This is a genomic window from Pelobacter propionicus DSM 2379 (assembly GCF_000015045.1).
Lineage (GTDB): Bacteria > Desulfobacterota > Desulfuromonadia > Geobacterales > Pseudopelobacteraceae > Pseudopelobacter > Pseudopelobacter propionicus.
The window spans coordinates 189,682-202,397 of sequence record NC_008607.1 but is presented as its reverse complement, the minus strand read 5'-3'; the positions used below and the strand labels follow the sequence as shown (position 1 = coordinate 202,397).

Annotated in this window: 16 protein-coding genes; 6 read left to right on the top strand and 10 right to left on the bottom strand. The window is 49.1% G+C overall.

Annotated features, from left to right (window positions below):
• The 10 genes from PPRO_RS20535 to PPRO_RS18970 all read right to left on the bottom strand — a co-directional run bounded on the left by PPRO_RS20535 (position 1) and on the right by PPRO_RS18970 (position 7,555).
• Positions 1–807: a PRTRC system ThiF family protein gene (locus tag PPRO_RS20535; protein ID WP_011733932.1), complete on the bottom strand. Its 807-nt coding sequence runs from the start codon at positions 805–807 to the stop codon at positions 1–3.
• Positions 804–1,532 carry a PRTRC system protein B gene (locus PPRO_RS19005; protein ID WP_041533033.1) on the bottom strand — a complete coding sequence of 243 codons (729 nt, stop codon included), beginning with the start codon at positions 1,530–1,532 and terminating at the stop codon, positions 804–806. The genes PPRO_RS20535 and PPRO_RS19005 overlap by 4 nt, the downstream gene beginning before the upstream one ends.
• 34 nt (positions 1,533–1,566) lie before the next feature.
• On the bottom strand, positions 1,567–2,670 hold the full coding sequence (locus PPRO_RS19000; protein WP_011733930.1) for a hypothetical protein: 1,104 nt from the start codon (positions 2,668–2,670) through the stop codon (positions 1,567–1,569).
• Positions 2,671–2,746: 76 nt separating this feature from the next.
• A complete protein-coding gene (locus PPRO_RS18995; RefSeq protein WP_011733929.1) occupies positions 2,747–2,950 on the bottom strand; it encodes a PRTRC system protein C in 204 nt (67 codons plus the stop codon).
• A 15-nt stretch (positions 2,951–2,965) separates the two neighbouring features.
• Complete coding sequence (locus PPRO_RS19920) at positions 2,966–3,361, bottom strand: PRTRC system protein E (protein WP_011733928.1); 396 nt, start codon at positions 3,359–3,361, stop codon at positions 2,966–2,968.
• A gap of 152 nt (positions 3,362–3,513) precedes the next feature.
• A complete protein-coding gene (locus PPRO_RS18985; RefSeq protein WP_011733927.1) occupies positions 3,514–5,208 on the bottom strand; it encodes a PRTRC system ParB family protein in 1,695 nt (564 codons plus the stop codon).
• 124 nt (positions 5,209–5,332) lie between these two features.
• Complete coding sequence (locus PPRO_RS20530; protein ID WP_011733926.1) at positions 5,333–5,755, bottom strand: hypothetical protein; 423 nt, start codon at positions 5,753–5,755, stop codon at positions 5,333–5,335.
• A 12-nt stretch (positions 5,756–5,767) separates the two neighbouring features.
• The gene (locus PPRO_RS18980) at positions 5,768–6,223 is read right to left on the bottom strand and encodes a hypothetical protein (protein ID WP_011733925.1); all 456 of its coding nucleotides are present in this window, start codon (positions 6,221–6,223) and stop codon (positions 5,768–5,770) included.
• Between the two features lie 48 nt (positions 6,224–6,271).
• Complete coding sequence (locus PPRO_RS18975; RefSeq protein WP_011733924.1) at positions 6,272–7,273, bottom strand: hypothetical protein; 1,002 nt, start codon at positions 7,271–7,273, stop codon at positions 6,272–6,274.
• A 12-nt stretch (positions 7,274–7,285) separates the two neighbouring features.
• Positions 7,286–7,555 carry a hypothetical protein gene (locus PPRO_RS18970; RefSeq protein WP_011733923.1) on the bottom strand — a complete coding sequence of 90 codons (270 nt, stop codon included), beginning with the start codon at positions 7,553–7,555 and terminating at the stop codon, positions 7,286–7,288.
• Between the two features lie 112 nt (positions 7,556–7,667).
• Here PPRO_RS18970 and PPRO_RS18965 point away from each other — a divergent pair, with 112 nt between their 5' ends.
• From PPRO_RS18965 to PPRO_RS18945, 6 genes are all read left to right on the top strand, one after another.
• Entirely contained in the window at positions 7,668–8,876 is a 1,209-nt protein-coding gene (locus PPRO_RS18965; RefSeq protein ID WP_011733922.1) for a hypothetical protein, read from the top strand.
• A gap of 15 nt (positions 8,877–8,891) precedes the next feature.
• Positions 8,892–9,098 carry a hypothetical protein gene (locus PPRO_RS18960; protein WP_041533032.1) on the top strand — a complete coding sequence of 69 codons (207 nt, stop codon included), beginning with the start codon at positions 8,892–8,894 and terminating at the stop codon, positions 9,096–9,098.
• A gap of 22 nt (positions 9,099–9,120) precedes the next feature.
• Positions 9,121–9,486, top strand: coding sequence for a hypothetical protein (locus PPRO_RS18955; RefSeq protein WP_011733921.1), 366 nt, complete (start codon positions 9,121–9,123; stop codon positions 9,484–9,486).
• A 68-nt stretch (positions 9,487–9,554) separates the two neighbouring features.
• The gene (locus PPRO_RS21115; protein WP_157040156.1) at positions 9,555–9,773 is read left to right on the top strand and encodes a hypothetical protein; all 219 of its coding nucleotides are present in this window, start codon (positions 9,555–9,557) and stop codon (positions 9,771–9,773) included.
• 13 nt (positions 9,774–9,786) lie between these two features.
• Complete coding sequence (locus tag PPRO_RS19915; protein WP_011733920.1) at positions 9,787–10,305, top strand: hypothetical protein; 519 nt, start codon at positions 9,787–9,789, stop codon at positions 10,303–10,305.
• A 109-nt stretch (positions 10,306–10,414) separates the two neighbouring features.
• A complete protein-coding gene (locus tag PPRO_RS18945; protein ID WP_011733919.1) occupies positions 10,415–12,409 on the top strand; it encodes a zinc ribbon domain-containing protein in 1,995 nt (664 codons plus the stop codon).
• The last annotated feature ends 307 nt before the right edge of the window (positions 12,410–12,716 follow it).

Below are 12,716 nucleotides of genomic sequence, written 5' to 3'. Positions count from 1 at the left end.
TTATGCTTCAATGGGCTTGAGGGTTCGCTTAGATCGCTTTTTCTTGGGAGCAAATCGTTTCCATGCTTCCTTATCAACAGGCAAGGGCATCACTCGCCCCGATTTCAGGTTTATAAATGCGCCGTGATTATCTATCCCGGCCTCGCGGAATAGTCTCCAGAGTAAATCCAGACCAAAAACAGCGCATGTCTGGCCGATGAACAAATCCTGTCGGCTTAGAGCTTCTTCAAGTGAACACGATGGAGTGTCGTCCTCTGGTATTTGAGCGTCCATGATTTCTGGAAACAACTCTGTCACCGTAGGGAGTCGCATGGGCCGCTCCCTCTTTTTTTCTCCGATCCACAAGGGTTGGCCGAGGATAACCTGACCTGTTACCAGATCATTGCCATAGTCAAGCCAGTAAGGGACATTCACTCGGCGGCAGTATTCAGCGATATTTCGACGTGCGGCTTTTGTGTCAACACAAGACACTACCAGATCAATATTCCTTGAAGGGGGGCCGGGAAAGTATGTTGGTTCGGCGGACCAATTAAAGCCATAGAAGCTATTGATTCGATGAACTGAGAGTACGGCCTTGTTGATGCCCACATCGGATGGAGAGTAGTTCTGTCGGCCAATATTGGATTTTGAAACCGTATCGGGATCATAAACTGTAACGTGCAGTCCACCGGGATGACCAAGGGCGGTAATAGCCGTGTGTAGTTTTGCAAGGCCGGGTAAAACGCTTGCTCCTACCCCTCCACAACCAACAAGTGCAACATTTACCTGACGACTAAGCAGTTTCCAGTCAGTTGTGTGGCGCTTCATCTGTCGCTCCCATTTATTGTTTTGATGAAATCTTTAAGTGTTTTGTTTGTCTGGACAAGTTTCTGTGTAGGAAAAGTTTTATATTTTCCGTCCAACACCGTTTTCCAGAATTGATAAGGATTGATTCTGCTATTTATCAGTTGCCTAGAGCCATGAGCATTGGGGTGGCTGAAATAGGATGAAAAGAAGCACTCTTCCCATTTTCCCGTTTCTGTCACCGCTACGCTTTTTGGTGTCTCGATAGTACCTGTGCAAATATTTCCACTGCTCCACACATTGAAATACGGCGCTTGCCAGATAGGTGTATCTTCTGTTGGTCTGGTGTTGCCTTTTACTGCACAGACAGCCCATACTCCACTGCCGTTGACTCCAAACACAAGGCCGGGGTGAGGCACTACTTCGGAACGTTCCCCAATTATCTCTTCGTTTGTCTTGAAAAAAACCCTCCGCTTTGACGGCTTAACCCACCACACCATCGAATCAAAACCAACAGAAAGGATATTGGGAGGCAAATAACCACCGATAGAAACATTACGACCCAAGGCATTAATGAGAGTACCGAGCATTTCAACATCGACCGGATGACCTGCTCCGAGGCTCTGTTTGGTTTTGCCTTCTATGACAACATTGTGAATAGTTGCAAAGGAGTGACCATCGCCTTCGTACAGCAGAATTGCCTTGTTCAGTGTCATTTTTGCTGTATCTTCAAAGTGTGTTCGTACCATCACCGTTGTCCTTAATATTTTCTTTTATTAGTGCTTATCGTATTTTACCAACAAGTCTTAGTAGTTTATCTGCCCATTCTAGCCTTACAAAATAGTATTCTAGTAAAGTTAGTCCTTTTTCGATTCCCTGTTTGGTGGCAGGGACAACAAAAAAGTTATTGAGGTCTGTTGTGCTTGTCTGGTAGTGGTATTCGCCCCAGTCGTCTATTATTCTATCAAAAAGTTCGTTTTCGTCCCACGATATCCAAGTTCCGTTCTGTATGGTAGTACAACCATCATCGCTTACTTGATCTGGATAATAAGGAAGAACGTCACTCTTTCTGGTATGTTCAATATCTTGCCAAGTCAAGATGTGTTGAGCTATCTTTCTGATATTTTCGTTGTCATGTTCAAGGCATCGATCAAACTCTTTTACCCAACCTTCTTTATATGTTGGATTGGCAACCCACTCAGGTATGATCTTGTAAAATTCTTCTTTAGTAACATACGGTTCTTCATCAGAGTCATCGTAACAATCCCAATAGAACATATCCGCTGTGTCATGAGCTAGTTCCGGTGTAACGGCAAACATAACGCATAATGAATGATATAGTTTTTGTATGACAAACTCAATGAAGTCAGGCTCTACTGTGTGGAGAGTGTCGCATTTGTCTTTGAGTGTAAAACATTTGGTATTATCGAATGTAATACCTAATGCAACAATAGAAGTTTCTGGAGTAATTGATTCCTGTTCAAGAACTGTGTCTGCGTCAACAGCATATCCACCTATCCCTGCAAATGTATCGCTTACCATTAGAATTGGAGAAAAGCACTCCAAGTCTTTAGTCTTGCTTCGACACCATCTGTTGAGTGATTGCTTTACAATATCTTGAAGTGGCATAATCGCTTCCGATTCTGTTACCACTCCAAGATCTAGTAGATGCAACGCTATATTGGCCACGCATGTGCTAGCTGTATCAAACTCATACAACCTGGGAACTGACTTGGGAATATTGGGGAGGCTCAGAAAAGAGGGGGGAGAAGTTGCCACGGGGGTAGCAACCGGCTCGATGATCTTTCCTTTCCCTGTTTGGGCTTTAAAGCGCGTGTAAGTGCTTTTGCGGCGATACCCTGATTCTCTGTTTGCTGTGCCAAGCATACACCCGCCCCCCTCTCGATATACTGTGCTTCGCCTCTGGCTGTTGCCGCCAGTTTTGCTCTAAGTTTCTGCATCTCTAGGCTTTTGTCCCTGCGCCTTTCCGAAAGGAATACTGGAGTTGACCGTTATTTTCTTCCGGCCCCTCAACAACAGCCGTGGTCAATTCGGGATAGGCCATAGAATAGAACTCTTTCACCTGTTCAGGGGTCTGCTTCGGGTCAGGGTCACGAAGCGTTGCACCGTTGTACTTGAATGTCCTTGTGAGTGTCGTTATCTGCATATTTTCCCTCGTTTGTTAGAATAATTGGAGATCGTCAGGCTGATTGCTGGCTTTAGTCGGTTGATTACCTGCCATTGCGGGTTTTACCTGTTGTGCAGGAGTCGGTTTCTCGGTAGCCGCTTTTGTGGCCTTGTCTTTCGCCTCTTTCATCGCGGCGTCAAGATATGCCGTTGTTTCTTCCAACGTTTCAACGAGGGATTTACGTTTTGAGGAGTATTGCACCAGAATCCCTGCGAACTGTTCGTTCAACTCCTCCGGTGTCGCCTCCAGAATCAGCGGAGTAATCAAGGCTGAATGAGTTTCACCTGACTTAGGTTTCGGGATGACAACAACCCGTAGGCTGTCACCTGATGCGGAAATATTTAAAGCCAAATCCGCTTGCGTTGCCAGTCTGTGAATTGCGCTGAACATTACAGCCTCCTTCTTGTCGGTTATTTATTAATATCAAATAATTCGGTTATTTACAATATTTATTTGGTGTTTATTTGGTGCAGTCGTTTTTTTAAAAATGCCCCGCCCGAAAGCGGGGCCATCACAGGGAGAATCGCTACAGCTTCTAATTATTAGTACTTGAGCATCGAAGGAACGGCGCCTTCAAAATCAAATTCGGCATTGAGGATGGTCTTGATTGCCTCTTCTTTTTTTCCTCCTATTACCTTTGCGAAGTCCTTAATTACTGCGTCAATTCCTACATTCTTGCACACGGACTCAATTTCGCTTTTGGTTAAGAGAGACAGAAAATCCTGATTGATTTTCCAGTATTTGCCAAGATCGGTTTCCAGAAACCCGAGCAATTTTTTAAGCCTCTTTTCTGCGATTGCACCAACCGCAGAAACACCAGCAGCCGCGAAAAGTTTGCTCTGCTGGTCAGAATCAAGTCCATAAGGCTTCTCAGGGTAGCCTTCTTCTTTCGCGCTCACAGGATAATCCCCACCCGTGATTTTGCCAAAAAGTTTTACAAGAATCATGTGGTCAGGTTTCCCTGCATCACCCGACAACAACAGATCGAGAACAAAAGCCCTAGCCTTGTCCTGTTGGGACACAAGCTCCCTCTTTACGGCTGGCTCCCAAACCTGTTTGCGTCGATATTCCTTTACTCGCTCAGAGAGGTCAGACGCCTTTTTTTGAGTGCCAGTACCCTTGGCTTTCGAGGTTGCTGACGCCGGTGCCGTTTCTGTTTCGGTGACAGGCGTTGTCTGACCCTCGTTTTCCTTGGAAGATGATTGATTGGCCTTTTCCGATTTCACCCTTTCTGCAACCATTTTGCGGTGACAATCGCTATCAAAGCAGACAGATCGCTCAATCTTTCCTTCCTCGCCGGGAATTGCCGACACGGTTGCTCCGAATTTTGAACAGGCAAGACACGCATCAAACTGTTCAGCTCCGACTCCAAGACCTCCATCTTTTGTCAGACAAACAGTAGTAGAGGTATCACCAATCTCAATGACCTTAACGGTCTGCACTTCTTGCGAAACCTCGTCACGTATTTCTTCGATGCGGACACGAGTTTTGGTGTCATAACAGGACTGGTTGGTGCAACGCCCGCTCTCAATCGCCTCGGTGAAAAGCGCACTTTGTTGTTCTGAATTGTATTGGCACGAAGCACATCGAGCCGTATCGAATATGGCTGATTCAAAAGCGGTTGATGCCTTTGCAAGCAACTCTTTGACCTGTTGAACAGGCATCTTCATTGCTGTGATCGTTTCCAGTGCTTTAGTTTGTTTGTCCTGGGGAACTGCTGCCAACAACTCAGCATGGCCGAGCATGATGCGCCTCTCGTTCAGTGCGGTCATGGCTTCTGCCACAAGGTTCAGTAACGCAAGACGGCGATTCAACTTACTTACATGCCACCCAAGCTCTGCTGCGGTTTCATCACGGTTGTTGTTATTCTTTGCCAGCATCTTCCCTGCTGCAACAGCCTCTTCGGTGGGGGACATATTCTCTCTGATTGCGTTTTCGATAAGGGCCATCGAATCTGCTTCGCTAGAGTCAACAGATGTTACGATAGCAGGGATTGTTCCCTCAGCACCATAGACCTCAAGGGCGGCACGATAGCGGCGTTCGCCAGCGATAATCTGGTATTTCCCACCCTCAAGGACATTGAGGCAGATCGGCTGAATCACACCCTTCTGACGAACCGAGGCAATCAGTTCTTCCATCGCTGTTGGACAGAAAAACTGACGGGGGTTATTCCCTGTGACAATCGCCCCCAAGGGGATGTGGGCCAAATCATGACTTTTGGTAACAGCGCTCTCCATATCGTTCTCCCTTAACGTGAAATCAATAACCATAAGTACATTATATGCGTTTAGCTTATAATGTCAATGCTAATATAAAATAACCCCCTTTTTGTAAAGGGGGACGATATACTGTCTTATCTGACTAGCTTGGCAAGCTCTTGAGTGGTATGTTTCCGTCTTTTTCCAGTTGATTCCAGAATACTCCTGTTCCGAATTTGCTTGTCTTATGACGACTGTCTACTTCTGCGCCTATCCTTAGTTCTTGAGCAATAGCCAATCTTCTTACTATTTCTCTCACGGTGTTTTTGCTGGTGTCTGTTTTGTTTGATATTTCGGTCAAAGTAAATGTTTCTGATGCTTGGCTGATTGCCAGCAATATCTTTGTTGTTGTGGGGCTCACCCTGTTGCGCGGAACCTTCATTGCTTCGCTCATTGTTTTCTTGCGCTCCGCTGTGAAACTTGGGCGCTTTTTTTGACGACAAATAGGGCAGCAGCCTTCATCGGCGAACTGGCGTCTCAGTTCTGCTTTAATTTGATCTAATACTTCTGGAGGGATAGTGGTCACAGTTTCCTCGATTCACGCAGCATATCTGAGTCCTCGATATGCGTGTTTTTTCTTAAGATGAGAAGTCGGAGCGCTCTCGCGTTCCATTGACTTGAGAATCGATAATGACTCCTGGAGATTTGCCTGTTCATCTCGCATCTTGTCGTCATTGGACTCGGGGCCAGAATCAATGAAACCAAATGGTGGCCACACTATATCAAGAAGTGGCGAATCGTTCCAGAGCCCAAGGGTCATTGGCACGGTAAAAAAGGTTGCTTTCTGGTTGTTGTCGCCACGATATTCGTGAAAGGTCTCCGCTTTTCCAACAATATAAACGGTCTTACCCATTCCTTGTTCGATCTTCACGACAAAATCCTGCTGTTCAATGAACTCAAGAATCTGTCGAATTGTCAAGCCTTTAAGCTCTAAGGGAGGATAGTTGTACCACGCTCCATGGAGTCTCTTTTTAATCTCAATCTTGAACAGCACGATTTCCCTCCTCTCTCACGCAGACAATTTGACTGCATGTAGCCGCTTTTAGGTATTGCCCTCGAACAACGATCCTGATCCACGTTGGCACCTGACAGACTGCCACGGCAGGTAGTCCTCAAAACGATCACAGGCCTTGTAGATCCTTGCGTTGATGTAGCGCTGATAATGCTTAAGCTTCACATCGCTTGAGGAGTCGTGGACCATCACAAAGGGGTCTACCCCCTTGTTAATCAGCTTCCTCACCCGATATTCATCCTCGTCAAAGCTCGTATTGAATCCAGTGAGCACGAAGCACATCAGCCGCCAGGACTTGATGCGTTTTGTCAGCACGCTGAGTCCTGATAGGACTGTTGCTTCTGACTCCATCAGATCCCACGCAAAATGCAGACTGCGAAGGTGTCTGATTGATGCCAGCTCCCGGGCCAGTTCGTCCGTCATAAGGCGCATATCGATCCCCTGGGCGATATCAACTGTCAGCTTCCGCTCGCGGAGTTCGCGCAAAATATCTAGAGACTCGGGGAGTGCCAACAGGTTGTTGTCGAGCAGGACCAGGACATTGCTCCGTGGATTAAGGATATCTGCAACCTCCCCTACCCGCCTGAACTCCGGCTCCTTCGTTGGGATGCAGCAAAATGCACAGGAGCGCGGGCAACCGGTAGACAGGCGGCCAATCCCGGCGTCGATCAGTGTCTGCGCCTTGGCCAGCTTGGTCTCCTTTTTGCCGATTCCTCGATTGATACGGGAATAGATAAACTCTTGAGAGTACAGATCGTAATCTGGCCGCATGCTCTCAATTTCCTCGGGCAGCCTGGCTGCAACGTCGTAGCCGGTACCCCCGAAGCTGATTCGCTCGCCATACACCCCACGCAGTAAATCTGCAGACCGCCTGTTTCTGGTGAAGATGACCGAGCAAAATACTCTGTCCACTTGAGATGGAGAAAAATTATTGAGAGTAACCTTGCATCCACGTGCCTTGTAGAAGGCGGACAACTTCATCAATGAAAGGTTTGGGATTTTTGAGTCAAAATCAATCAGGCCAATGCGCATCGCAACCTTCTTTCAGAAATGGGTTTGAACGTACTCTTGCCATGCGCTGAGTGTACGTTTTGCCAACTCTACGTCAGTAAGCTCACCTGCTTCTTCAGCCGGATAAGAGCCCTCACCTGCCCAATCAGCCTCATTTATGAGCCACTCCCGTTGCCCTTGTGTCAGCGGCGCCTTGTGCACACCATTGATGATGCATCGCACCAGACGTTCATCAGGCTCGCAAACTATAATTTCGCATCCCCTGGAACAGCACTGTGTCTGCTTATCAGCAAATGCCATCATGCACCTCCCACATTTGATTTATCTTTTTACTCTCCCGCCTGCTTCATACTTGACATTATGTGCTATTGGCTTATAATGTCAAGTATGAAATGCAGCACACGGGAGGCAAAGAATGAAACAGCTGAATATATTCGACATGCTCGCGGTAGCTCCCCAGGGGCATCCCGATGGGACCTACTTTGTGCTGAAGAAGGATGCCTTTAAGCGAGTTCGCAATGCATGGCTCAAGCTGGATGTTATTCTTGGGCCTCCGAAGTTTGGTTACCGCAATCTTCGGACCGGATGGGGTCTTATACAGCCTGATTACGTCGGGGCTCATTGGATCGATGTTCCAAAAGATGAGCTGCCGGCGGTCCTGGCCGGACATGCATCTGGGGAAATGGCGACAGTCGACTCCTACCTGTCCGCCGATATGAAAACCTTTGACTGGGGCTGGAGGAAAGCGAAGAGGCGAAGTGCCATAGATGGCGCTGTATCTGTTGGGCGCAACCCCGGGGGCGGTGAAATCAGGCTCAAGAAGGTTCCCGGCCGGAAAGCCAAGTGGATTTACGAGGTGGATATCTACAGCGCAGATGGATCGCTATTCACTCGTCGAGAGCTGGGTCTGTGGATGGGGATGATGTTCTTCGGGGATGTAGAGACTGCCCAGAAAGGGGTTGAGTTGACCTTTGGAGAGGCTGTTGCCGAACTGGTGAAGATGATCAGGGATGCTGACAGCGGTACGGACTTTGGAAAAGACCGCAGTTGGGAAACGACTACCGCCGAGACCCTGGCAAGGAAACTTGTTTACATGAAACGGGCGTCCAATGGGAAACCACTGGAATTGGAAGAGTATCTCCGTCTGCTGGAACTTAACGGACTCCGCAACCGCACAGGACGCTTCAGTGAAGATCGCAGTCTCAACCTCAGCCTGGATCACCTGTATGCGGAGCTGGTCGTCAAGTATCTGGCATTTGGCGCTGAAAATGAAGACGTTTGGGCTGACGGTCCGACGGAATGGACACAAGCAAAAAACGGGGGCTGGCTAAAAGGAGCCTATGTGGTCGGGCAGGCAGCATCAACCCGCAAAGGAAACCGCGGGCGTTATGGTGTAAGACCAGCCTTCGGAACTATCGCCCCGAAAGTCCGCGGAGTCTTTAAAGACGCGGAGCGGGCAATCGCTGCCGTCGATACCCAAGTTTTCTCCCGGTCCTTTGAGGAACGCCATTTCGACGGATTCAAGGAAGACTTCCGGCAGATCAAAAGAGAAATATTCAAGGCGGGCCTCAGGTTGTACGAGATGAATCATCCGCATGGAGAACAGAACCAAATGGCCGCCTGATAGGAGTGGAAGAAGATGATCGCAACGAAAGAAAAAGAAAGAGTCCTTGCTGAATGCATCTCTGCATGTATCGAAGCAGAGAAAGCCTATGGCACCCCGGAGTATCCATTCCAGGCCGGTCGCATCGCCGCTTGCCGCACTACCTTCGGCGACAGAGAGAAATTGAAACGGCTGGTGATGGCCGACCCCAGGGCAGTCGCGACGTGGCGGGATTATTTTTGAGTAACACTGGAGGTGGATGGATATGAATATATTACCGAGGAACACTTGGAGATATGTCACTCAACCCTACAAGGACCGGAAAGGAAACAATTGCATACATAAGGAGCTAGTGTCCCCAGGGGACTACACCAGGATTGACAAGAATATTGAGGAACGCCTCGCCGTCCCGACACCAGTCAAGGGGCCGTTTACCATGCACAACAACGGCTACGGCACCTTGCAGATCAGTGACGGCAACAACCGTATGGTCACGGCCGTTTCTTTCTACCAAGACGGCAGAGACCCTTCTCAGCAGGTAGAGGCTGAAGAAGCCCTTTGGTTGGGAAACGTGATCGTCGAGGCGCTGAACAAGGCTGCTGAGGCGGCCGCCTCAGATGAGAGTGAGTGATCTTAGATTTCTCTCAATGACTTGTTGCGGATAGTCGATTATTTCTAGCCAGTGAAACCGGGGGGCCCTTGAAAGCAAAATGGCATGAAGCCTACAGGCTTGCGCGAATACTCAACGCATCGTCTCCAACAAACGAAGACCCGCTTGCACGTCTGCCAGGTTTGCAGTGGAAAGCGTGGCTTGTTGTGCGTTTCAAACGAAATGCAGTTGATGGGCTGACCATTCCTTTGAGGGCAAGGTTTGAGGCGATGAAGATTGTCGGTGAGATCCTAGAGTGTTCTGATTGACTGGGAGCAAGGTATGAGATTCCAGCGATATCCCATGCGAAGAGAAGAGCGCAGGGGCGTCACACCTCGGCGTATGGCTGCCGCGAAGAGAGCTCTTGAGCGACAGGCCGAGAGGCTCCCTTTATTTGCAGACCAGATTCGAGAAAACCAGCCATCCCCGGAAGAACGAATCAACCAGATGGATGATGGTATGACCTGGATCGTGGGAGAGTGGCGGGAACTCCGGGCGAACCACTGGCGGAAGGGGCGGCGCATGTACTCCGCGCTCCCAGACGCAATGCGGGCCGACGTGAGGGAGAAGTGGCGCAGCTGCAGCTGGCCAGGCACAGGAACATACTTCATCACATTTGTTCGGTGGTACAAACATCATGGGTTCGTCTACCTGGATAGGCCGGAAGAGGCGATTCAGTACGATCGTGAGCGTCTGGCTAGGACTATAATCATCTTACGGGAGCGAGGTAGGACGGCTCAACAGGGACGCAATCTCGAAAAAGCTGTGGTTGTCGGCGGAGTGTTGAAAACCCGAGAATAATTTAGTGTATGCGAATTATTCAATAACCATTAGATGGTTGCGTGTTTACACAACGGTGTTGTATTAATATTCGTGGTCACGTGACAAAGATTTTTCTCAAGGGAGAGCCATGAAGCGAGTAACAATCACGATAGACGGAGAGCAAACCAAAGGTATAGTAATTGGCACTATTGCGGCGAACCATACTGCAGCTGAATGGCTGCTAACTGCATCTGTGTCCGCAAAGTCAGCCAAGGTACGCTTTGATCCGGAAGAAGCGGTTGCAGAAACATCGAGTCTTGTCATGATTGCTCCAACCCGCACGGAAAAATATCTGTATCTCGTGCCTGATGAACAGGTCCAGCCAGTGACGACCATCGTCAGGAAATATGGCCTGCTCAGCCCACTAGACTGGGACTGTCCGGACTACCCTGCTGGTGACGCCTTCGAGCATCTGTTTCTCCAAAACAAACTCTGGAACGATCTGGTCACCATTGAACGCGAGCATCGCGCAAAATACAGGGAACTGATCGGATCAGACGAAGAAACGGCTCAGATGGATACGGAAATCGCCTCTATCAAAGACCGGCTCAGTGTCCTCGATGAGGGGCGTAAAAAACTGCGCGTGGAGCACCGGAAAAAGAAATGCCCGGAAATTGACTGTCTGGACGAAAACATAAAAAAGCTCAAGTCGGAACTTAAAGCTGTTGCAAGCAAGGCCAAAGAAACCCGGGCGGCGGCAAAAGATCGGATCAGGGCCGCCGGCAATGATATTGAGAATCTTGAAAAAGACCGACAGGCCGCTGTTATTAAGGCATACAATAACTCAGGTCTCTGGTGGGGGAACTACAATGCCGTGCTGGAATCGTACAAGAAGGCACGCATAAAAGCGCTCAAGGATGGAGCCGAGCTGAAATACCACCGGTTTGACGGCTCCGGGCGTTTTACCAATCAGATTCAGGGTGGCATGAGTGTTCAAGATCTGCTAGAAGGCAACCGTAACGTCGCATCGCTCCGGTTGGTGTCCAGCGGTGAACTCGGAGACATCAGCGGGAAAAAACCGCCCTCACTTGATCTGCAAAGTGTTGGCAGTCGACGTGACTCGCGGGAGTATGGTATCCTCGCTATCACCCTGTACACCGGGACGGATGAACAGAGTAAAAAATTCCGTCGAACCCTAAGTTTCCCGGTAATTCTGCACCGCCCACTGCCTGAAGGAGCAACACTCAAGTCGCTATCTGTCCATCGAAAAAGAGTCGGGACTGATTTCGTGTGGTCTGTCGTTTTTACGTTCACCACTGATTGCCCTACATACGATCAGAGGTCCTCAACTGGTAATCGTTGTGGGCTCAACCTGGGCTGGAAAAAACAGGCTGGCGGCGGCTTACGTGTAGCAACGATATATGATGGTTCCGACGCTCGTCATATTACGTTGCCACAGGCAATAATCGACGGACTCGACTATGTTAATGGCGATCTCCAGGGCCGAATCGACTCTGCTGCGAACGAGAATCACGCCTGGTTGCTGGAGCAATGGGGGGGTGACGAGCTGCCGGAATCGTTGCAGGAGTTGCGCTCCATGCTGCGCCGCTCAAAAAGACCGCATCCGGCGAAATTTGCTAAAGCCGTTATCGCCTGGCGCAATTATCCAGAATACCTCGGAGATGCACGAGACGAGGCCGAGCAGAGACGCAAGGCAACCAAGCGGCTTACGATCGAGATGGCTCATAAGCGCGAAAAGCTTCTCCGGCGTCGAATGGACTTTTATCGCAACACAGCGAAGCAACTCACGTCTGTATATGATGTGATTTGCCTCGACAAAATGGACTTGCGTCGTCTGGCGCTGCTGGAAAAAGGTGATGGGACGCCCAACGAACTTACTAAAATCGCGAGGAAACAGCGCCAGCAGGCGGCTATCTCGGAACTCAGGGAATGTTTATCCAAGGCTGCTGCAAAAAACGGAACACAGATCGAGCAGGTATCAACAGCATCCTCAGCCACCTGCAGCGCCTGCAAGGGGAAAATGGAGCAGGTTGACGGTATCATGTGGCGCTGTCGAGAATGCCGGGCACTGGTTGATCAGGACATCAACGCCGCAGCCAATCTTTTTCGAGAGGTATTGTGATGCGTAAACCATCGGTACCGCTCGAACCGTTTAATTTAAGGAGCGAGTTCTTGTATGATAACGAGAGTTAACTGCAAATCCGTGGTCTGAAATAGACGAATTGAAAGGGGTGCTCGAAATCACCCCGGAATAATCTCGTAATTTTAAGGATATAGTTGATAGGCAGTTGACATGCGTGCTCCGCCGCTTTGTAGTGGAGACTCGGCAATAAGTGGTTCCATGACTCCCCCTGTCTTTATTGTTGACATGCGTGCTCCGCCGCTTTGTAGTGGAGACATGTTGAATCTGCGGAAGTGGGAGGCAACAA